This window comes from Paenibacillus sp. Y660 (assembly GCF_057221575.1).
The window spans coordinates 313,066-331,826 of sequence record NZ_JBXBBJ010000001.1 but is presented as its reverse complement, the minus strand read 5'-3'; the positions used below and the strand labels follow the sequence as shown (position 1 = coordinate 331,826).

General features: G+C 46.3%; 23 protein-coding genes and 5 tRNA genes. 4 read left to right on the top strand and 24 right to left on the bottom strand.

Annotated elements, in window-relative coordinates:
- Positions 1-15 precede the first annotated feature (15 nt).
- The 7 genes from AC2TDN_RS01495 to AC2TDN_RS01465 form a co-directional block, all read right to left on the bottom strand.
- Positions 16-330 carry a hypothetical protein gene (locus tag AC2TDN_RS01495; RefSeq protein WP_482065055.1) on the bottom strand — a complete coding sequence of 105 codons (315 nt, stop codon included), beginning with the start codon at positions 328-330 and terminating at the stop codon, positions 16-18.
- Positions 331-508: 178 nt separating this feature from the next.
- Positions 509-593 (bottom strand) — tRNA-Leu (locus AC2TDN_RS01490).
- 53 nt (positions 594-646) lie between these two features.
- A tRNA-Lys gene (locus AC2TDN_RS01485) sits at positions 647-722 on the bottom strand.
- Between the two features lie 50 nt (positions 723-772).
- A tRNA-Glu gene (locus AC2TDN_RS01480) sits at positions 773-847 on the bottom strand.
- Positions 848-952: 105 nt separating this feature from the next.
- Positions 953-1,043, bottom strand: a tRNA-Ser gene (locus AC2TDN_RS01475).
- A gap of 5 nt (positions 1,044-1,048) precedes the next feature.
- A tRNA-Asn gene (locus AC2TDN_RS01470) sits at positions 1,049-1,124 on the bottom strand.
- Positions 1,125-1,151: 27 nt separating this feature from the next.
- Positions 1,152-1,631 (bottom strand): SprT family protein, encoded by a 480-nt coding sequence (locus AC2TDN_RS01465; protein WP_482065056.1) that lies wholly within the window; start codon positions 1,629-1,631, stop codon positions 1,152-1,154.
- Between the two features lie 133 nt (positions 1,632-1,764).
- On the opposite strand from AC2TDN_RS01465, the gene AC2TDN_RS01460 reads away from it, so the two are divergent.
- Together AC2TDN_RS01460 and cmpA are read left to right on the top strand one after the other, a co-directional pair.
- Complete coding sequence (locus tag AC2TDN_RS01460) at positions 1,765-2,127, top strand: hydrolase/acyltransferase (protein WP_169083638.1); 363 nt, start codon at positions 1,765-1,767, stop codon at positions 2,125-2,127.
- Positions 2,128-2,217: 90 nt separating this feature from the next.
- Positions 2,218-2,361: a cortex morphogenetic protein CmpA gene (gene cmpA, locus AC2TDN_RS01455; RefSeq protein WP_141680301.1), complete on the top strand. Its 144-nt coding sequence runs from the start codon at positions 2,218-2,220 to the stop codon at positions 2,359-2,361.
- A 179-nt stretch (positions 2,362-2,540) separates the two neighbouring features.
- Here the strand turns inward: cmpA and AC2TDN_RS01450 are convergent, their stop codons facing one another.
- From AC2TDN_RS01450 to uptA, 6 genes are all read right to left on the bottom strand, one after another.
- Positions 2,541-3,215: a nitroreductase family protein gene (locus AC2TDN_RS01450; RefSeq protein ID WP_484686789.1), complete on the bottom strand. Its 675-nt coding sequence runs from the start codon at positions 3,213-3,215 to the stop codon at positions 2,541-2,543.
- Between the two features lie 177 nt (positions 3,216-3,392).
- The gene (locus AC2TDN_RS01445) at positions 3,393-3,839 is read right to left on the bottom strand and encodes an RrF2 family transcriptional regulator (protein WP_484686788.1); all 447 of its coding nucleotides are present in this window, start codon (positions 3,837-3,839) and stop codon (positions 3,393-3,395) included.
- Positions 3,840-3,934: 95 nt separating this feature from the next.
- Positions 3,935-6,091 carry a Tex family protein gene (locus AC2TDN_RS01440; protein WP_484686943.1) on the bottom strand — a complete coding sequence of 719 codons (2,157 nt, stop codon included), beginning with the start codon at positions 6,089-6,091 and terminating at the stop codon, positions 3,935-3,937.
- 123 nt (positions 6,092-6,214) lie between these two features.
- The gene (locus AC2TDN_RS01435) at positions 6,215-6,868 is read right to left on the bottom strand and encodes an MBL fold metallo-hydrolase (RefSeq protein ID WP_482065060.1); all 654 of its coding nucleotides are present in this window, start codon (positions 6,866-6,868) and stop codon (positions 6,215-6,217) included.
- A gap of 19 nt (positions 6,869-6,887) precedes the next feature.
- The gene (locus AC2TDN_RS01430; protein WP_484686787.1) at positions 6,888-7,454 is read right to left on the bottom strand and encodes a thioredoxin family protein; all 567 of its coding nucleotides are present in this window, start codon (positions 7,452-7,454) and stop codon (positions 6,888-6,890) included.
- A 61-nt stretch (positions 7,455-7,515) separates the two neighbouring features.
- Positions 7,516-8,124: an undecaprenyl phosphate transporter UptA gene (gene uptA, locus AC2TDN_RS01425; RefSeq protein WP_482065321.1), complete on the bottom strand. Its 609-nt coding sequence runs from the start codon at positions 8,122-8,124 to the stop codon at positions 7,516-7,518.
- A gap of 168 nt (positions 8,125-8,292) precedes the next feature.
- On the opposite strand from uptA, the gene AC2TDN_RS01420 reads away from it, so the two are divergent.
- Both AC2TDN_RS01420 and AC2TDN_RS01415 read left to right on the top strand, forming a co-directional pair.
- Complete coding sequence (locus AC2TDN_RS01420; RefSeq protein ID WP_484686786.1) at positions 8,293-8,739, top strand: cupredoxin domain-containing protein; 447 nt, start codon at positions 8,293-8,295, stop codon at positions 8,737-8,739.
- A gap of 82 nt (positions 8,740-8,821) precedes the next feature.
- The gene (locus AC2TDN_RS01415) at positions 8,822-9,133 is read left to right on the top strand and encodes a dehydrogenase (RefSeq protein ID WP_484686785.1); all 312 of its coding nucleotides are present in this window, start codon (positions 8,822-8,824) and stop codon (positions 9,131-9,133) included.
- An 87-nt stretch (positions 9,134-9,220) separates the two neighbouring features.
- On the opposite strand, the gene AC2TDN_RS01410 is transcribed toward AC2TDN_RS01415, so the two are convergent.
- The 11 genes from AC2TDN_RS01410 to AC2TDN_RS01360 all read right to left on the bottom strand — a co-directional run bounded on the left by AC2TDN_RS01410 (position 9,221) and on the right by AC2TDN_RS01360 (position 18,749).
- Positions 9,221-9,406 (bottom strand): H-type small acid-soluble spore protein, encoded by a 186-nt coding sequence (locus AC2TDN_RS01410; protein WP_482065064.1) that lies wholly within the window; start codon positions 9,404-9,406, stop codon positions 9,221-9,223.
- Positions 9,407-9,460: 54 nt separating this feature from the next.
- Positions 9,461-9,643 carry a hypothetical protein gene (locus tag AC2TDN_RS01405; RefSeq protein WP_482065065.1) on the bottom strand — a complete coding sequence of 61 codons (183 nt, stop codon included), beginning with the start codon at positions 9,641-9,643 and terminating at the stop codon, positions 9,461-9,463.
- Positions 9,644-9,767: 124 nt separating this feature from the next.
- Positions 9,768-11,198 (bottom strand): cardiolipin synthase, encoded by a 1,431-nt coding sequence (gene cls, locus AC2TDN_RS01400; RefSeq protein WP_484686784.1) that lies wholly within the window; start codon positions 11,196-11,198, stop codon positions 9,768-9,770.
- Between the two features lie 143 nt (positions 11,199-11,341).
- Positions 11,342-12,313: a glycosyltransferase family 2 protein gene (locus AC2TDN_RS01395; RefSeq protein ID WP_484686783.1), complete on the bottom strand. Its 972-nt coding sequence runs from the start codon at positions 12,311-12,313 to the stop codon at positions 11,342-11,344.
- A complete protein-coding gene (locus tag AC2TDN_RS01390) occupies positions 12,303-13,709 on the bottom strand; it encodes an undecaprenyl-phosphate glucose phosphotransferase (protein ID WP_484686782.1) in 1,407 nt (468 codons plus the stop codon). Before AC2TDN_RS01390 ends, AC2TDN_RS01395 begins: the two co-directional genes overlap by 11 nt.
- 94 nt (positions 13,710-13,803) lie before the next feature.
- Positions 13,804-14,742 carry a glycosyltransferase family 2 protein gene (locus AC2TDN_RS01385; protein WP_484686781.1) on the bottom strand — a complete coding sequence of 313 codons (939 nt, stop codon included), beginning with the start codon at positions 14,740-14,742 and terminating at the stop codon, positions 13,804-13,806.
- 8 nt (positions 14,743-14,750) lie between these two features.
- On the bottom strand, positions 14,751-15,599 hold the full coding sequence (gene rfbD / locus AC2TDN_RS01380; RefSeq protein WP_484686780.1) for a dTDP-4-dehydrorhamnose reductase: 849 nt from the start codon (positions 15,597-15,599) through the stop codon (positions 14,751-14,753).
- Between the two features lies 1 nt (position 15,600).
- Positions 15,601-16,623, bottom strand: coding sequence for a dTDP-glucose 4,6-dehydratase (rfbB, locus tag AC2TDN_RS01375; protein ID WP_484686779.1), 1,023 nt, complete (start codon positions 16,621-16,623; stop codon positions 15,601-15,603).
- A 9-nt stretch (positions 16,624-16,632) separates the two neighbouring features.
- Entirely contained in the window at positions 16,633-17,190 is a 558-nt protein-coding gene (gene rfbC / locus AC2TDN_RS01370; protein ID WP_484686778.1) for a dTDP-4-dehydrorhamnose 3,5-epimerase, read from the bottom strand.
- Positions 17,191-17,205: 15 nt separating this feature from the next.
- On the bottom strand, positions 17,206-17,949 hold the full coding sequence (locus AC2TDN_RS01365) for a sugar phosphate nucleotidyltransferase (RefSeq protein WP_484686777.1): 744 nt from the start codon (positions 17,947-17,949) through the stop codon (positions 17,206-17,208).
- An 11-nt stretch (positions 17,950-17,960) separates the two neighbouring features.
- A complete protein-coding gene (locus tag AC2TDN_RS01360; RefSeq protein ID WP_484686776.1) occupies positions 17,961-18,749 on the bottom strand; it encodes a glycosyltransferase family 2 protein in 789 nt (262 codons plus the stop codon).
- Positions 18,750-18,761 lie beyond the last annotated feature (12 nt).

The following is an 18,761-nucleotide window of genomic DNA, read 5'->3' as shown; positions in this document are numbered from 1 at the left end:
AGCGCACTGCTTACATTATTCAATGGTTTCCGCTTTAAATACGTTGTCCAACTTGTCTTCAGGCGTAAGTCTCTTCTTCAAAGGAACCTTAACATCTCTTCCTAATTCCTTAAAGAACGTGTCAACATCGCATTCGATTTTGTCTACATAAACCGAAAGCGTCCCTTTCTCGATAATCGCTTCATTGCCTTCCGCAGGTACAGTCACTTCAATGGAATACTTTTTCATTAAGGTGTTGCTGTAACGCCCAAAAATCTCGAGCAATTCCTCGTTATTAAATTTCCCAATCGCCGCTTGTCCTTTGTTCGTAAAGTTTAAGTTTATTTTCATGTTTACAGCTCCTCATCTCTAATGATGCATCTGTTTGGACGGTTCGAGTAACTTATAACGAAAAAACCACTCTCTAGTCAGATTTTTATGATCTGAATATAAAGTGGCATCATCTATCAGAAAAGTGCTTTATGACACCTTCTAAGTTCACCTATATACATCGGCAAAGAGTAAGTTATGGTGCGGTAGACAGGATTTGAACCTGCACGTCCATGGGACACTACCCCCTCAAGATAGCGTGTCTGCCGTTCCACCACTACCGCACATTTATAAGTCGATCATCCTTCACTCACATTTCCTTAGCAATGCTAGAAAATGGTGAGCCATGAAGGACTCGAACCTTCGACACCCTGATTAAAAGTCAGGTGCTCTACCAACTGAGCTAATGGCTCTCGCTGTGATTGAATCGAGCTCCTTAGAGCTGGTACACTTTGAGGATAAATGGTGACCCGTAGGGGACTCGAACCCCTGTTACCTCCGTGAAAGGGAGGTGTCTTAACCACTTGACCAACGGGCCTTATGTGTCACATCAATAAGCTTCTCACAAAGTCGCAACCTCAAGCGGCAAATAAAAAAGACCGGATGAACGGTCTTCCCGTTACAAGCACTTGTGAAAAAAATGTGGCGGAGAGAGAGGGATTCGAACCCTCGCACCACTTACGCAGTCTAACCCCTTAGCAGAGGGTCCCCTTGAGCCACTTGGGTATCTCTCCAAATCTGGCTCCCCGAACAGGACTCGAACCTGTGACAACTCGATTAACAGTCGAGTGCTCTACCAACTGAGCTATCAGGGAAAAGTAAAAGTGACAAGTAATAATATATCATGTTGCATTTTGATTGTCAATCCATATTAGCTTTAATTTTCCGCGGCATTTTCCGCAGGCATATTTGGCTGGATCAATCTTCCGCTTTCGCAAATATTCCATCCCGCATTTGCTGCAAATGAGCTTGTACCGAAACGGCTGCTGCTTGCGCTCTGCGCGCTCCGGAAGGGTCTGGCAATAGCGTGAGCCGCCAACATGGGCAAGCAAATTTTTGAAATCAGCATCCTGGTGCCGGTATCCCCGCTTCATTATATGCAAATGATAATGACATAGCTCATGCTTAATAATTTTCTCCGTTTCCTCATGCCCAAACGAGGAAAGCTGATGCGGACTGATCTCTATGTTGTGCGAGCGCGTAAAATAACGTCCTCCCGTTGCCTTTAGACGGCTGTTGAATGTTGCTTGATGTAGAAACGGACGGCCAAAAAACGCAGTTGATATTTGCTCAACCCATTGCTGCAATGCTTCATTGTTCATTGATTAATCTCCCCCAACTACTTGAATTTTAAAGCCGCGATACGCTACACTGTCAAGTAGGAATTATAGAATTTGCAGAAAAATCTGCAGCATGATGCACCGGCAACATACCGAGGGGAGATCTAGAACTATTATGGCTACAATGCGCTACGTCCTACTGAAACAAAACGACAGCATCTTATTCGTCGAAATGCCTGATTCACACGCTTATCAGCTAAGCGCGCTCAATCTGCGGCTTCATAAAGAAATCGATAAATTAACTGCCGAGCATGTACCAAGCTTGCCTTACGCTGTCGCGGAATGCAACGATGTCGAGCTTCATGATTCATCAATCGCTATCGTATCAGGGCTGGATTACATCAACAGCCTGGAGAAGGATTTTGCAAGCGTGCAAGAAAAATCATATCCTCTTATCTCGCTGCTTACGGAAATCCGAGCTCTACAGGCTCAGCTTGAGCAGTGGTATGAGGAGTACGAAGAAGAACAGAGCATTTAGGCAGCATTTACGTTGGACCTGCACGGACACTCGCCCTCCCCCATATTGTAGTATTACAACAAGTTAGGCACGGGAGGAGGACGATGTATAATGCCACAGTGGCTGTGCAATCAACTGATGCGAGCTTTTCAGAAGAAAGACCGCAGGCAGATTAAGCTGCTTAATGACTGCTGGTATTTCTACCGCAACAAACAAAGTCCGAAGGAACAAGGCAACGGCACCGAATTTCAATAATGCATGCTATTCGCATCACATAACCGCATGAGACAAATTCCTTTACCCGTAAATAGCTCATTTCGCGGAGTAATATAAGCAGGTTATCATTGCCTAGCAATCAACTACTTATATTTGAACGAAAAAACCGGCCTCATCAAGTGAGAGGCCGGTTTTTGCATGCTACTTGCAATCAGCTATTATAGTCCGTTATAAAAAGTAATATCATCAATTGACAAACGAGTTGTTGGATGAGCTTCAACAGCCGCTTTGCCTATTGGCAGCACTAGAGTAGGTACGTAACGATCCGAAATATTAAAGAACTCTTTCAATTGATCTTTGTTATACCCGCCCATTGGTACCGTATCATAGCCTTTAGCACGCGCTGTCAGCATAATTTGCATAGCCACAAGGCCTGTGTCGAAGACAACGATATCCTTCAAGCGCTCAGCCGGCAAGGATGAGTACATTTTGACCGAGTTGTCGATGAAATTTCTCGCCACTTCCTCCGTCATAAAACCAGCTGCTACAGTCGCATGATAGATCTTGTCGGACAAGGAGTACATTTCTAGATCGCCGAGTACAATAACGATCGCCGATGCTTCTACAACTTGCTGTTGATTGAATGCGATTGGAAGAAGCTTTTGCTTCAGTTCTGGATCAGTGACGACAAGAAAACGCCAAGGCTGCATGTTCGAGGAAGAAGGTGCTTTTGTAGCAATTTCCAAAATCTCACGAATTTCCTCTTCCGAAATAACGACGCTGCTGTCATATTTACGAACGGAACGACGGCTATTCAGTACGTCGAAAAAAGCAGCTTCAGAGCTTTCATTCGTTTGAACTTGTACTTGCGAATCAATTTGAGTGGATGACATTTGGTTTCCCTCCAAAGGAATATTTTTTATCTGTGTAGAATGGTCCACAGTTATTTTCAAATACATACTGTGTAATTATCCGCACAGTTTACATCCGGTTAACTGTACAATTTATATACACAGTATAGTTCGTACCGTTATGTTTGTCAATTAACTAACTTTATTAAATTTACTTTTTTACGAAGATTGTGATAATGTTCTTTCTGCGAGCTGAGCGATCGTGCAGTTCTTCAGCGTATCAATCGTCTTCTGCTCGATTTCTTGCGCAATATCGGTAAACGCCGACTTCATTTTCAGATCTGTATCATGAATGCCGATCGTCTCCAGCATTCCACTGCAGAAAGGCTCTCCGACCTTGAGCGCGGTATATACCTCTGCAAGCGAGATGGCCTCAGGCGGGCGCTTCAATCTGTAGCCTCCGTCGCGGCCTTCCCTTGTTTCGATAAGCTGTGCTGCTGCCAGCTTTGCAAGCACTCTGCGCAGCTGAGTCGCCTCCGACTTCAAGCAGTCCGCGATTGCAGCGCTCGGGCAAATTTCCGACTTTTGCGATAAAACAACGAGCGCCTGAAGCGAAAGTCCGAACCATTTTGGATGGGCGGTGCTGCTGCTTTTGTCTGTCTTCATAGTCATCGCACTCCTTTTTGTATGGGATGCCCATGCTCTTACTAAAGAATAAGGGCTTGCCTAGTGACAGGCAAACCCTTATTCTGGATTGCTATTTAGTTAGGCTTGCGCATAGTCAAGCTTACGCGGCCCTTCTTCTCATCAACGCTGAGCACCCATACGGTGACCGTATCGCCAACGGATACGACATCCATCGGACGCTTAACGAATTTATCGCTCAGCTGGGAGATATGGACGAGCCCGTCATTTTTGATGCCAATGTCAACAAAAGCGCCAAAGTCAATAACGTTGCGAACCGTTCCATGAAGCTCCATCCCTGGCTTCAAATCTTCAATGTTCAGCACATCGGTATGAAAAATCGGAGGCGGAAGCTCCTCGCGAGGATCTCGTCCCGGTCTAATCAGACTGTCCATAATATCACGAAGCGTCGGAACGCCAACTCCGAGTTCAGGTGCAACTCGGTCCGCATCAAGCTGGGAAAGCTTCACCTTCAGCTCCTCAGAGCCCAGATGCTTAAGCGTAAGGCCCAGCTCCTTGAACAGCTTGTCTACCACATCATAGGACTCCGGATGTATAGGCGTGCTGTCGAGTGGGTTAACGGGTTCGACGATACGCAAAAAGCCGATGCATTGCTCATACGATTTAGCGCCAAGACGCGGCACCTTCTGGAGCTGCGCCCGCTTCACGAACCGACCGTTCTCATCCCGGTATTTGACGATGTTTTTCGCGATCGTTGCATTAATGCCCGCTACATAGGAGAGAAGCGATGCGGATGCCGTATTCACATCGACTCCGACATGGTTAACCGCCGATTCGACTACGCCGCCAAGCGTCTCGTCGAGACGCTTCTGACTCACATCATGCTGGTACTGGCCCACGCCGATTGCCTTAGGCTCAATCTTGACGAGCTCAGCGAGCGGATCCTGCAGCCTGCGGGCAATCGATACCGCGCTGCGTTCTGCCACGTCAAGGGACGGAAACTCCTCCTGAGCGAGCTTGGAGGCCGAATAGACGCTTGCGCCAGCTTCATTGACGATTATATACTTCAGCTCGGGCCCGCCCGGAGCAGCCGTCTTACGCTTGCCTATCAAGGCCGCGATAAATTGCTCCGTCTCGCGGGATGCCGTTCCGTTGCCGATTACGATTAGTTCAACTTTATATTTATCAATCAGCCCGTTGATCAGCCTCTCCGCTTCCGCCACCTTATTGTTTGGCGGGGTAGGGTATGAGACCGCGACCTCAAGCAGCTTTCCGATATCGTCGATAACTGCCAGCTTGCAGCCCGTACGGAACGCAGGGTCTACACCAAGCACGATATTGCCGCGAACGGGAGGCTGAAGCAGAAGGTTGCGCAAATTTTCCGAGAAAATCGAAATCGCATGCTCCTCCGCTTTCTCCGTCAGCTCGCCGCGCACCTCGCGTTCAATGGAAGGCGAAATTAATCGCTTGTAGCAATCCTCAATTACGGCAGCAAGCACATCGCGTACGGACTGGACTGTACCATTTCTAAGCAGCTTTCGCTGAATATGCTCATGAATACGTTCCGTCGGGACGTCAAATGAAACGCGCAGAACGTCCTCTCGCTCTGCTCGATTGATGGCAAGCACGCGGTGCGGAGGCAGCTTGCGAACCGGCTCCTGGTAGCTGTAATACATTTCATAGACCGTTTCTTCAGCGGCGTTCTTTGCTTCTGTCTTCAAGAGCGCTTGGTCAAAGGTGAATTTACGCACCCAAGCACGAATCGAAGCATCGTCTGCAATGTTTTCCGCGATGATGTCCATTGCGCCGTTAAGCGCATCCTGAGCGGTCGGCACCCCTTTATCCTCATTTACATAGCTTGCAGCTTCAGCAAGCGGATCGCCGCTGCGCGGCTGCGACCATAGCCATTCAGATAGAGGCTCCAGCCCTCTTTCCTTCGCGACGCTGGCGCGCGTTTTGCGCTTTTGCCGGTACGGGCGGTAAAGATCCTCGATTTCCTGCAGCTTAACCGATTTATTGATATCCGCACGCAGCTCTTCCGTCAGCTTGCCCTGCTCATCGATGAGGCGAATAACCTCGCGCTTTCGCTCTTCCAGATTGCGCATGTACTGCAGCTTCTCTTCGATCGCTCGCAAGTCATTTTCATCAAGCTCGCCGGTCATTTCCTTACGGTAACGGGCGATAAATGGTATCGTATTGCCTTCGTCAAGCAAGCTTACAGCCGATTTCACCTTCGTGATCGGAATGGATAGCTGCGCTGCTATGCCGTTCATGATTCGCTGGCCTTCAGCTGCCTTCTGCTCCGCTGTCAGCTTCGTTTTTCCCGTACCTTCATCTGATTCCTCTGTAAAATGCAGTACCTTTGAATCCGCCAAACGTCATGCCCCTTCCTTGCATCATGCTCCCGTATACGGGTTGTTTGCCATTTCATAACCTATCGTCGTACGTCCGCCATGTCCCGGATATACAATGACATCTGGACTTAGCTTGTACAACTTCAAACGAATGGAATCATAAAGATCCCGCTCGCGCCCGCCAGGCAGATCCGTACGGCCAACCGACAATTTGAACAGCACATCGCCAGAGAACAAATGGCTGCCGCACAAGAGGCTGACACTGCCAGGCGAGTGGCCTGGCGTATGCATAACTCGGAAGGATAAGCCTAGCAGCTTCAAGGTTTGTCCCTCCGCAAGCGCATGCTCAGCAGCATCCGTAGAGAGCGGCGGCGTTACATCCTGCCATCTCATCGAGCCGTTCTTGCGCGGATCGGTTAGCCAGTCCGCCTCCAAATCATGTATGTAGACTGGGCATCCGGCTGCCTTGCGCAGCTCATCTACTCCGCCCATATGGTCAAAATGCGCATGCGTCAGCAGAATAGCTTCCACCTTTACGCCATCAAGCCGCTCAAGCAGTTTTTTGGGATTCATGCCCGGATCAATGACGATAGCCCGTTCTGTGGGCTGCTCTCCTTCGCTCGTTGCCGGTTCTGTTACTGTAATCAGATAACAATTTGTCTGCAGCGGTCCTAATGTAAAGGTTTCGATTTTCATATTTTCATTCATGCCTTTCTTAAAACGACTCCAGCAAAGTACGGAGCTCTTTAACGATTACGGATTGGTATTCGGTTCCTTCTCCATAACGGCGGCCAATCTCTTGCCTAGTAACAGCAAGGTTATCTTGATAATCTGCTGCTTCTCGATCTGGATTTTGCTGTTTGAACGCAATCATCGCTTCCTGTACGTGGATCGGACGCGGTCCCCATTGTCCAAGCACAGCTCCGCCTGTATCCGCAATAATAACGACGGGAACGGAACGGCCGCCCATCGTCAAAAATTGGTCCATCGTATCGAGATGCTCTTCCATAATAAGCACCTCTGTCGGAATGCCGCTATTCTCAAGCGCTTTGAATACAACGGGAATGTTGCGAACAACGTCACCGCACCAATCTGCCATCAGAATCAACACCCGAAGATCGTCACGATTGTTCAGCGAATCGAAATATTCCTTGTCGCTCACATCTGCCCAAACAAACTTTTCGGACCATTCGATAAACTTCTCTTTATTTTTTGTCATGCCGTCAATGAACTGCTGTGGGCTAATGCCTTTGCCGAGCTTGTCTGCTACGCTTTTGCTCATAAGAATCCCTCTCTCATCCATTTAATGGTTAATGATTCATTTCGCTTCCTATACGATTCCATTATACCGATTTGCGGCGCGAGCGTACAAATTTGAAAAGAACATATACGATAAGAAGTGCTATTGCGATTAAAATGGCTGGTTGAACATACGGCGCAGCTTTCTCGTCGATTTTATCCCAGTTTTCGCCAAGAGATTTGCCTAAGTAAACAAATAAAATGGACCAAGGCAGCGATGCAAGCGCAGTGAGTAGAGTGAATAATCCAAAGTTCATGCGCGCCATACCGGCTGGAATCGAAATAACCTGTCTCATTACGGGTACGAAGCGTGCTGTAAACACGATACCTGCACCATACTTGTTGAACCAACTCTCTGAAATGTCGACATGCTTTTGCTTGATTTTGATATACTTGCCATACTTCTCAACAATTGGACGTCCGCCGTATCGACCGATCCAATAAAGGATCCAGTTTTGCCCGACCGCGCCAAGCGTACCGAAAAAAACAGCGCCCCAGAAGGAAATATCCCCTTTCCATACGAGATATCCTCCATAGCCTAATACAATTTCACTTGGAATAACTTCAATTAATAGTCCGATCAAAATACCAAAATACCCTAAGCTCTCTACCCATTTCAGTACGCCATCCAATAATTCATGAATCAAATCCATTTCTGCTCTCAATCCGCCTTCCTTCATAAAAATGAAGCATTTGCTTGCAACTCCAGCACTCAAGCTATTCTAACATACGTTACAGACAGCCTTCCACTTTTGTCATGTGCTGACAAGCCCATGCATAGACTAGCCTTAAATGATACGAAAAGTCGAGGTGATCGTTTCATGTCCAAAGTATTTATCGTAAGCAAACGACAGATCCAATTGTTTATCGTAGTAGCTGCACTGATCATTTTAACCGGCGTTTACTTAAGCTGGAACCAATCGCGAACGGTTAGCGGACAGGCTGCCGAGGCGCGAGTCATCCAGCTTGTGACTGGCGAATACAAAACACAAACCGCCGACGGCAAGGAGCTTGAAGTGTATGTCTGGCATCCCGGCACCGTGCACGTGAACAAAGGCGAGTCGATTGAGCTGCAAATTAGCGGCGTAAACGGAAATAGCCATCCGTTTGTCGTGGAGGGGCTAGGCATTCGGGGCGAAGTAACAAAAGGCAAAACAACGGTTGTTCGTTTTACGGCCGATAAGGAAGGCACTTATCCGATTCAATGCTTGACCCATACCGATATGCGCCATGGCGGCCCAATGGTCGGCTATATCGTCGTACAGTAACTCTTTTAACCGCTAAACGAGTAACTGTGACCTCCTCCTCCCCGGGCGCATACATATGGGATAGAGAGGAGTCGGTTTGACAATGAAAGCTAACACGCCTAAGCATGACGCCGGCTTTCCAACCGCGCGAAAATTCCGAAGAGCCTGCAGCAAAGAGCTTTATAGAACCGTCAAGCGAATGAAGCTGTGGATATCGAAGGAAAAAATGGAGCAGGCCGAAGAGCTCTATTTTAAGAAGGTTATTTTAAATCTTACCTGGATCGTCGAAAATCAGAGCAATCGCAAGATCCAATCCGATTGGTGGGACGAAAATGTCAGCGCTGAGATTGCAGAGCTGTGGGAAGTCGATCGCGCCAAGCTGTGCGCTGCCTTTCGTGATGCGTACGGCGGATAAAGCCGAATATACGAATGAAAGAGGCTACCCCTCCGATATGCGGGATAGCCTCTTGTCATGTGTAATTTGCTTGAAACGTTGGATAGTTTACTTGCTGACTTCCTTCAATCGATCGCAGGATACCGTCTTTGTGTTTACAGGATTGTTCCCGACCATAACGGTCGCCATGCCGTTCGCTTCGTCCACATTTTCGATCCAGACTGAATCCTCGTCAAGTTGAACCAAAAATGTTTGCTCCGACTCATAAATTTGCATTGCGCGCGCTGTTTCCATTTAACCAAGCCCTCCTTCTGCCTTTTATTGTGTTCCCTATCTGAGTAACTTCTGTTACTTTGATTCCCGCTCCATCGTATCGGTAGTCGACTCGTCGATCAGGCCGTTTTGCAGCGTAACGTTGCCGCCGCCGAGGCCTTCATTTACCATCCTGTCGATATCCATAAAATAATCATCTCTGCCCTCATGCATCGGCTCTGCTGCTGTTTGCTTTTCATCATTATTCGTATCCGTCATTGTAGTACCCTCCCCTTATTTTTTTCGCATGCATGACGGCTTGCGTATGCAATTGCTGCGCCCAGCTCGTTGCTCTGAGCCACTACGAAAAATATGCCCGAAATGGCTTTGTGCCATGCATTCGTCAGAGCAGCGGCGAGAGCATATGGAGCAGGGATTCTGCTGCCTTTTGCCCCCTTGGACGATTTTGGAACGATTGGCGCTCCAGCTCCCTGCTATTCCGTAAATCCTCCATAAAGTCAGCCTCCAGACGATCGATCGTTCCTTCATCAAACAGCACCGCATTGAGTTCAAAGTTGCTAATCAAGCTTCGCATATCGACATTCGCTGTACCAACAGTTGCCAGCATGCGATCAACGATCATCACCTTCGCGTGAACGAAGCCTTTCTCATAACGGTAAACCTTAACTCCCGCCCCAAGCATATCCTGGATATACGATAAGGTTGCGAGCAGCACAAGCTTCGAGTCGGCTATGCCCGGAATAATCAGCCTAACATCCAAGCCGCTGAGAGCCGCCGTTCTGAGTGCCATCACAAGACTAGGATCGGGAATAAAATAGGGGGTAGTTATAAAAATTCGCGAGCTCGCTGCGGTTATTGCCGCAAACATAACCTCTATGATTTTATGATTATGCTGACCCGGCTTGCTTGGCACAATTAATACACGCTCATCCCCTTGGCAACTGTGCCTTGGCATATAAGCTTCGCTATCAAGCTCTTCTTTTGCGGCAAACGCCCAATCGTTCATAAACAGCTCCTGCAAGTAATAAACCGAGTCGCCCTTTAATTGCATATGGGTGTCGCGCCAAAAGCCCAGCTTCGGGTCCTTTCCTAAATATTCATCACCGATATTGATACCTCCGACAAAGCCAACCTTCCCATCAACAACGACGATTTTGCGATGATTGCGATAATTTAATTTTCTGTCATAAAAGGCAACTCGAGGGGGAAGAAAGCAGCTCGTTTGGGCACCTGAGAGGCGCAGCTCGGTTAGATAGGCTTCACCTAAATGCAAGCTGCCGATGCCATCATACACAACACGAACCTCTACGCCCTCTCGCGCTTTTCGTGTAAGCACCTGCAAAAAACGCGAGCCGATATCATCATCTCGAATTGTGTAATAATCCATATGTATATGATGGCTTGCTTGCTCAAGCTGCTCCAATATCGCTTCATAGGTGTCTTGGGCATTCGTTAATACAATCGCTTCATTGTTGCGAGTAATGGGAAAAGGAACTAGTCCAGTAAGCATGGCATACAGCTTGTCTTGCTGCTCTAGCTGCTTGTTTCCAATGTCCTTTGCCCCATATACCTTTTCAGACATTTGGTTCGCGCTGCGTATAGCCGCTTGTTTAAATCGTTCTATGCGCCTGCGTCTTGTGAAATCTTTCCCAAGAATAAGATAGGCTATGAAGCCTACAAGCGGACAAGCAAAAACAATCAGCAGCCATGCCGTCAGCTGCGCCGGCCTGTGATGCTCCATAATAAAAACGGCAGCTAATTGGGCAATATAAACAACAAGCACCGCTATTAGCCAAATGCACCATGTAGTCATAAGAACACCTCTTTCCTGCTTGCCTACAGGCCGCTGACAAGTGTCACTAGTTTGAGCGCAGTGTAAGAAACGTATACTTGCTAAAAATAAAAAGCCCATCCGATGATCGATCATTGGATAGGCTTTCGAATAGTACGATTGGATTATTGCTTCATCGTTACACCAGAACTGTTATTCTCGATATGAGTAAGGATAAGACGATGCATACTAAGCCTTCTGGTGATAAAGGAAGGAAGCCGCCGGAAATTCATGCCTAGCTTATAGCCGATGAGCTTTGCTGCCGATTCGGCAACCAGCTTAGGAATAAGCTGCCACTGGCGAGACTGGTGCAGCTCCTGCAATTGCAGCTTAACAAGCTTCGAGCCCGCTTTGCCAACAGCGCTGTAAGGCGTTATCCACGTATTGCAGCGCATCGAAATTCCGTTATCGAAATAGCGCTTGAATTGCTGTTTGATCGAGTAGTCATGTGAATGATAAACAACAGCCTTTGCGCTATAGGCTACCTTATAGCCAGTCAAGATACATTTTGCAGCCATAAACAAATCCTCATTAAAAATGACCGGCTCTTGAAAGCGGCCCATCGCTTCAAACGTATCGCGCTTGATAGCAGAGCAAACATTCGAACAGAAAAAAGTTTTTATCCCCAATTGCTCGATATCTTCATACGATTTGATCTGCGACTCGGCTGGATAATTATATTGTCTTGCAAGCTGCTCCAATACGTTCGCGCCCAGTCTAGGTAGCTGCCTGGCGTACGAATAGACAATGGTCTCCTGTTCGATAAGCGGTTTAGTTAATTCCTCTATAAGATTCTCATTATAAGGAAGCGCATCCTGTGTCAAGAAGAGCAAAATATCGCCTTGCGCTTGAAGGGCTGCTTGGTTTCGCGTGCCGCCGTGATCGAAATCTTTTCGCTCAACGTTCAAAAGGCGTACACCAGCTTTGCGAGCCCGCTCCTGCGTCCCGTCCTCAGAAGCAGAATCAATTACGATGATTTCATGGGGAGGGACAGACTGTCGCTGCAGCCGCTCTAATAGCTCTTCAAACTCTGTCCCTGCATTTAGCGTAGGAATAATAACCGATACTCGGATTGCTGATTTGCTGTTAGTAAGCATTTTTGTTAATCAAGCCCTTCAGTACCGTTTTAAAAATAATTTTGATATCAAAGAAAAAGGTCCAGTTCTCTATATAAAAAATATCAAACATGATGCGGTCTTTTATGGAAGTGTCGCCTCTAAGGCCATTCGTTTGCGCCCAGCCTGTAATTCCGGGTCTAATTTGATGCTTAATCATATATTTCGGAATGTCTTCCTTGAACTGATGAACAAAATATGGTCGCTCTGGACGAGGTCCGACGACGCTCATATGACCAAGCAGCACGTTAAAAAACTGCGGGAGCTCATCAAGACTCGTACGGCGCAGGAAGCTGCCGAATTTAGTGCGTCGCGGATCATTTTCCACAGTCCACTGCGTATCGGATACAGTATCGTTTGATACGTGCATCGAGCGGAATTTGAACATGTGAAACGTTTTGCGATCCAGCCCCATACGCTCTTGCTTGAACAAAACCGGGCCAGGCGAGGTCAGCTTGAGACCTAAAACTATAAATAGCATTATTGGAGAAGTGATTATGATGGCAGCCAATGAAAACGAAATATCAAACCAACGCTTAAGGATACGATTGCTTAGCTCATCAAGCGGTACATCCCTTACGTTAATAAGCGGGATACCAGCAAAGTTGTCAAAAAACGGCCGGGCAGGGAGCAGGTCGAAAAAGTCGGGAATAATAAGCGTCTTGACGCCAGTCTGCTCGCAGGTTTCAATAATTTCCGCATACTTCACATGAGCATTGAGCGGCAAAGCGATAATGACCTCATCGATCGGCTCCTTCTCCAGCTTAAGCTTCAATGCGTCCAGCCTGCCAATAATCGGTTTCATATGCTGATACTCCAGCGCGTGATCCGTTTGATAATCATCGAGAAAACCGACTACCTCATAGCCAAGATCCGGGTGCTGCTGCAGGTTCGTATAAAAGCTTCGTCCCACTGATCCTGCTCCAACGATGAGCACAAAGCGCTTATTAAAGCCTTTGCGTCTGAACGAGGCAAGCATCGATTTTACCCAAAAGCGGTATAACGTTATCGCAATAAAATTCATAATGAAGAAAATCGCCAGAAATTCACGAGAGATATGTACTTCACGTGTGAAAAAGAACAAGCTGAGCAAGCCAAGAAAGCTTATCGTTTGAATTTGTAATATCCGCAGCACTTCGTAGGAATAGTTTTTGCGTCGCTTGGGCGAATAAAATTGAAAGTAAAAGCCGATCAGCACCGCTGAAAAGGAATAAATGGTTCCCCATAGCAAGTAGGTCGAGAATGACACGGAGTTATAGCTTGGCAGCAGGCCGCTATAAAATTTAAGCCAATACGCCGCCATAAATACGACCAATGTACAGGTTAAATCCGCCAACATATATAATTGTGTTAAAAATTTTTGATTTTGCCTAAGCATTCGCCGCTTTCACCCGCATTCTCTTAAATTTCGACTCTATCTGCATTGTACCAAAAATAGAATACGAGGAGAACCCCACATTTTACCACATTTTCTAATGGGGCTTACGTTGTTTTTGCTTCGCTTTATCCATCGTCCATTTACGTTTTTGCAGCATGCTTGGCAGAGAACGAAGAATAGTAGGCCAGCAGCGCAGCAAGCCGGGTTCTCGCAATGCAATATAAGCAAGCTTTATAGCTTCAACTGCTAGTATAAGTGGTCCAATCGCTAGCGAATGCCAGCCGAAAGGTTCATTTTTTATTAATGTAAAGAAGCGATTTTGATAGGAATGCTTCCGTACGAACAATGGAACATTGCTCCGACTGCCCTTCTTCCAGCCTCGATGATGCAGTGCGCTCGCTGCCGGTACATAATAGGAAGTCCAGCCAAGCTTCTGCGCACGCCACGCCACATCAACATCTTCCTTGTATGCAAAATATTGCTCGTCAAAAAATTGTCCTTCGTATTCCACATCGTGAATCATAGCCGTCCGATATACCGCCGCCGCACCTGAAACGCCAAATACAGCCTGCGTTGCATTCCAATTCGATACTGGCTCGCCAGCACCTAGATCAAATGCATTTCTAGTTCGCTTCATGCCTAGTCCCGCGCTGTCCATTACTTCTGTATTAGACGCAAAAACGAGTCGACCGGTTGCACTTCCAATCGACGGATCATGTTCCATATACTTTATTATTTCAGCGATGTAGTCCCGATCAAGCGTCACGTCCGGGTTTAATACGAGCACATAATCCGAACGGGTTTGCCGGATTGCCTGATTTTGGCCTCCGGCAAACCCGTTGTTCACTTCGTTCGCTATAAAATGAATCTTATCCGCAAAACGCAGCACTCGCTCTTGCGTTCCGTCTGTTGACGCATTGTCGATCACGACAATGCGTTCTACCGGAAAGCTTTGCTCCAGAACAGCGTGCAGGCAAGCTTCAATATCTTTTGCGCTATTATAAGTCACAATACAAACGCTTGCTGTAGGCATAACTGTTATCACTCACTGTCTTTGAGATAGTGGTTTAGCGCTTCACGCCAAGGCCGCAGTATGTTAAGTCCGTTGCTGCGAATGGCGCAATGATCCATAACCGAATAGGCAGGTCTTCGAGCCGGTCTTGGAAAATCAGCCGTTGTGCAGGGCTCAACTTGAATGTCAGTGCCGCTATCTTCGAAAATCGCTTTGGCAAAGTCATACCATGAGCATATTCCGCTATTGGAAGCATGGTATATCCCGTAGTAATCGGTATGCACGAGCTCTAATAAAAATGCAACCAGATCATGCGTATAGGTCGGCGATCCGATTTGATCTGCTACTACTTTAAGCTGATCACGTTCGTCAGCCATTCTCAGCATCGTCTTCACAAAGTTATTGCCGTATTTCCCATAAACCCAGGAAGAACGCACGATAAAGGAGCGATCATGAAGCGTAAGTACAGCCTGCTCACCCGCAAGCTTCGACTTTCCGTATACAGTTTGTGGATTCGTCTGGTCATATTCATTGTATGGTACTGTGCTAGAACCATCAAATACATAGTCCGTGCTTATATAACAAAGCTTAGCGCCAACCTCGCGAGCAGCAACCGCCACGTTGCGAGTAGCCGCTGCATTCACACGATAAGCCTCATCCGGCTCAGACTCGGCTTTATCTACTGCTGTATAGGCAGCGCAATGAATTACAACATCTGGACGATGAAGTGTAAAAAGATTGCGGCAAGCTGGCAGGCTCGTGATATCCAGCTCCTCACGGCCAAATCCAATAATGTCAGCCGTATCCGTCGTCCACTCTGCCAATTCACGTCCGAGCTGTCCATTTGCGCCAGTAATGACGATTTTTAGTTTAGACATGTTATTTATTCGCCTCCAGGCGATCCTTATACTGTGTATCGTAATATAGTTGATAGGAACCGGAAGCGACTTGCTCCATCCATTCTGCGTTGCTCAAATACCAACGAATCGTTTCCTTAATCCCGTCCTCGTAGTTGAACTTTGGCTGCCAGCCGAGCTCATTGCGGATTTTGTCCGCATCGATCGCATATCGGCGGTCATGACCAAGACGATCCTTCACATAAGAGATAAGCGTCTCGGGTTTTCCAAGCTCTTCAAGGATCGTACGAACAACTTGCAGATTGTTCCGCTCATTCCGTCCGCCCACATTATACACCTCACCGCTGCGGCCCTTGTGCAGAACGAGATCGATAGCGCTGCAGTGATCCTCTACATACAGCCAGTCGCGCACATTCAGGCCATCGCCGTATACTGGAAGCGGCTTATCCTGAAGAGCGTTCTGTATCATCAAAGGAATAAGCTTCTCAGGAAATTGATAGGGACCATAGTTATTGGAGCAGCGCGTTATGTTAATATTTAGGCCAAAAGTTTCGTGATAGGCTCTAACGAGCAGATCAGCTCCAGCCTTGCTCGCCGAATAAGGGCTATTTGGCGCAATTGGCGTATCTTCAGTAAAGAGGCCTGTCTCGCCAAGCGTTCCGTAAACCTCATCCGTTGATACCTGAACAAATTTCGTCACATGATATTGCTTCGTGAGGTCAAGCAGCGTCTGCGTACCAAGTACATTCGTCTGCACAAAAATTTCCGGATGCAAAATACTGCGATCCACATGTGACTCTGCTGCAAAGTTGATGACAGCATCGATCCCTTGTTGGAATAACGGCTCTAGCTCTTTCCGTACGGCAATATCTGCCTTCACGAATGTATAGTTCGGATGCTGCTCGATCGAGCGCAGGTTTTCAAGGTTGCCTGCGTATGTTAACGCATCAACATTTATGATTTCATAGCTCGGATAGTTATTGATCATATAGATAACAAAGTTGCTGCCAATAAAGCCGGCACCGCCGGTAATTAGTAATTTCACGAGTCTAACTCACCCTTCATATACAAAGTTGATTTCTGCATCGGCTAGCAAAGGATGCTTGCCATCCTTATCCGATAGGATCGGACTCGAAGTAGGCCAATCTATCGCTAGAGCAGGATCGTTCCAGGCGATGCCTCGGTCGTGTTCGGGGGAGTAGAGGGCATCAACCTTATACTGAACCTCGCAATTTGGTACGAGGGTACAGAAACCATGTGCAAAGCCCTGCGGAACTAGTAGCTGTCGTTTATTTGCAGCGCTTAAAATAAATCCTTGCCATTGTCCAAATGTTGGGGAACCACTACGTATATCAATAACTACATCATAGATGGCTCCTGCAGTAACTCGAACTAACTTCGTTTGCGCTTTTGGAGATAGTTGATAGTGCATGCCGCGGAGCACTCCGGCTTCTACTGATAGGGAATGATTGTCTTGGATGAAAGCGTGTGGGATTCCATTAGTATGGGCCGTTTCTTCGTTGTAGCTTTCCAAAAAGAATCCGCGGTGATCACCGAAAACAGCAGGCTCGAGCAGCTTTACACCAGGAAGCTTAGAATCTATTACTTTCATATGTCACCTATTCTTTTATAATTTTAGTTTTCCAAATTCTTCGCCAAACGTAAGGTCTTTAGCAAGCTCATTTGCTTTCGTCAACGAGGCATGTGTACCCGCATCCGTCCACCAGCCTTGGAGAATATCATAGCTTAGTTCATTTGCTTCAATATATGCATTATTCACATCCGTGATTTCAAGCTCACCGCGACCGGATGGTTTAAGTGTTTTAACAATTTCAAATACATTGCTGTCATACATATATATTCCCGTTACTGCGTAGCTGCTTTTAGGTTGCTTAGGCTTTTCCTCGATTGAAACAATTTTATCTCCATCTAACTCAGGTACTCCGTAACGCTGCGGATCATGAACCTCTTGAATAAGAATTTTTGCTCCCTTATTCTGCTTTTGGAAGTTACTCACAAACGGAGCAATACTGTCGTCAAACACATTATCACCTAAAATAACGACCATTTGATCACCGTTTACAAAGTGCTTTGCTAAACCAAGAGCCTGTGCAATTCCACCCGCTTCGTCTTGCACTTTATAAGTAAATGAAACTCCGAATTCATAACCGCTTCCTAGTAAATTCACAACGTCACCCATGTGCTCTTTGCCGGTAACGATGAGTATATCTGTAATATCTGCTTCTTTAAGCTTGGCGATAGAGTGAAAAATCATCGGATATTTACCGACAGGTAGTAAGTGCTTATTAGTTACCTTTGTAAGGGGAAATAGGCGTGAGCCGGTTCCTCCTGCTAGAATGATGCCCTTCAACGAAATCCCTCCTATTTTTTCACATTATATTTGTGGAGTGCTAAATTTAATAAGGTGCGAAGCAATAGAATATTCCCTTTAATTGGACTTATTTTAGTTGGTACTTTACCCTTTGGATAGACGCGGCTTACAGGGATTTCAATAACCTTCATTGCAATTTTAGGAGATATATAAGATAAATACGCAAGAAGTTCGTATGTTTCAAAGATGTCTCTAAATGGTCTTACTCGTGAATCTAATAGAAGCTTTCTTGAATGTCCTCTAAATCCATTTGTGGTATCTGTATATCTAAAACCTGAAATAAGAGATAGATATGGAGCATGAATAAGCTTAATTGCTAATTTTCTACTCAATGGAGTGTTTACTTCAACACCCCCAGGAACATACCTTGAGCCTTGAATAAAGTCATAACCTTCTTCTAATTGTTCTACAAACAACGGTATTGATTCCATACTATCTTTATTATTTCCATCTACAGTAATAATACCATCGTAGCCTTCATCCAAAGCGTATGCAAATCCCATTCTTAATTGAGCACTAAGTTTTCCTTTATCTCTTTTAGTTAGAATAGTTCTAATTCCATTTTCCATCAGGAATTCATCCTCTAAAGATCCATCTGTACTACCTCCATCCAAAATAATAACATCCACCGTATTAATGAAGTTTTTTATTTTAGTCAGCTGTTTTTGAATCTTCTCCCCTTCGTTAATCACTGGGATGCATACACAGTATGCATTTTTTTTTGATGAAAATACTTTCTTATCATGTCTGGGGACTATCCACTCTGATCGATTCATCATTACTTAAAAGTA

Excerpts from the sequence above, each read along its gene's own strand:
- AC2TDN_RS01495 (WP_482065055.1), bottom strand. The coding sequence starts at position 330 with ATGAAAATAAACTTAAACTTTACGAACAAAGGACAAGCGGCGATTGGG.
- AC2TDN_RS01465 (WP_482065056.1), bottom strand. The coding sequence starts at position 1,631 with ATGAACAATGAAGCATTGCAGCAATGGGTTGAGCAAATATCAACTGCG.
- AC2TDN_RS01460 (WP_169083638.1), top strand. The coding sequence starts at position 1,765 with ATGGCTACAATGCGCTACGTCCTACTGAAACAAAACGACAGCATCTTA.
- cmpA (WP_141680301.1), top strand. The coding sequence starts at position 2,218 with ATGCCACAGTGGCTGTGCAATCAACTGATGCGAGCTTTTCAGAAGAAA.
- AC2TDN_RS01450 (WP_484686789.1), bottom strand. The coding sequence starts at position 3,215 with ATGTCATCCACTCAAATTGATTCGCAAGTACAAGTTCAAACGAATGAA.
- AC2TDN_RS01445 (WP_484686788.1), bottom strand. The coding sequence starts at position 3,839 with ATGAAGACAGACAAAAGCAGCAGCACCGCCCATCCAAAATGGTTCGGA.
- AC2TDN_RS01440 (WP_484686943.1), bottom strand. The coding sequence starts at position 6,091 with ATGAACGGCATAGCAGCGCAGCTATCCATTCCGATCACGAAGGTGAAA.
- AC2TDN_RS01435 (WP_482065060.1), bottom strand. The coding sequence starts at position 6,868 with ATGAAAATCGAAACCTTTACATTAGGACCGCTGCAGACAAATTGTTAT.
- AC2TDN_RS01430 (WP_484686787.1), bottom strand. The coding sequence starts at position 7,454 with ATGAGCAAAAGCGTAGCAGACAAGCTCGGCAAAGGCATTAGCCCACAG.
- uptA (WP_482065321.1), bottom strand. The coding sequence starts at position 8,124 with ATGGATTTGATTCATGAATTATTGGATGGCGTACTGAAATGGGTAGAG.
- AC2TDN_RS01420 (WP_484686786.1), top strand. The coding sequence starts at position 8,293 with ATGTCCAAAGTATTTATCGTAAGCAAACGACAGATCCAATTGTTTATC.
- AC2TDN_RS01415 (WP_484686785.1), top strand. The coding sequence starts at position 8,822 with ATGAAAGCTAACACGCCTAAGCATGACGCCGGCTTTCCAACCGCGCGA.
- AC2TDN_RS01410 (WP_482065064.1), bottom strand. The coding sequence starts at position 9,406 with ATGGAAACAGCGCGCGCAATGCAAATTTATGAGTCGGAGCAAACATTT.
- AC2TDN_RS01405 (WP_482065065.1), bottom strand. The coding sequence starts at position 9,643 with ATGACGGATACGAATAATGATGAAAAGCAAACAGCAGCAGAGCCGATG.
- cls (WP_484686784.1), bottom strand. The coding sequence starts at position 11,198 with ATGACTACATGGTGCATTTGGCTAATAGCGGTGCTTGTTGTTTATATT.
- AC2TDN_RS01395 (WP_484686783.1), bottom strand. The coding sequence starts at position 12,313 with ATGCTTACTAACAGCAAATCAGCAATCCGAGTATCGGTTATTATTCCT.
- AC2TDN_RS01390 (WP_484686782.1), bottom strand. The coding sequence starts at position 13,709 with ATGCTTAGGCAAAATCAAAAATTTTTAACACAATTATATATGTTGGCG.
- AC2TDN_RS01385 (WP_484686781.1), bottom strand. The coding sequence starts at position 14,742 with ATGCCTACAGCAAGCGTTTGTATTGTGACTTATAATAGCGCAAAAGAT.
- rfbD (WP_484686780.1), bottom strand. The coding sequence starts at position 15,599 with ATGTCTAAACTAAAAATCGTCATTACTGGCGCAAATGGACAGCTCGGA.
- rfbC (WP_484686778.1), bottom strand. The coding sequence starts at position 17,190 with ATGAAAGTAATAGATTCTAAGCTTCCTGGTGTAAAGCTGCTCGAGCCT.
- AC2TDN_RS01360 (WP_484686776.1), bottom strand. The coding sequence starts at position 18,749 with ATGATGAATCGATCAGAGTGGATAGTCCCCAGACATGATAAGAAAGTA.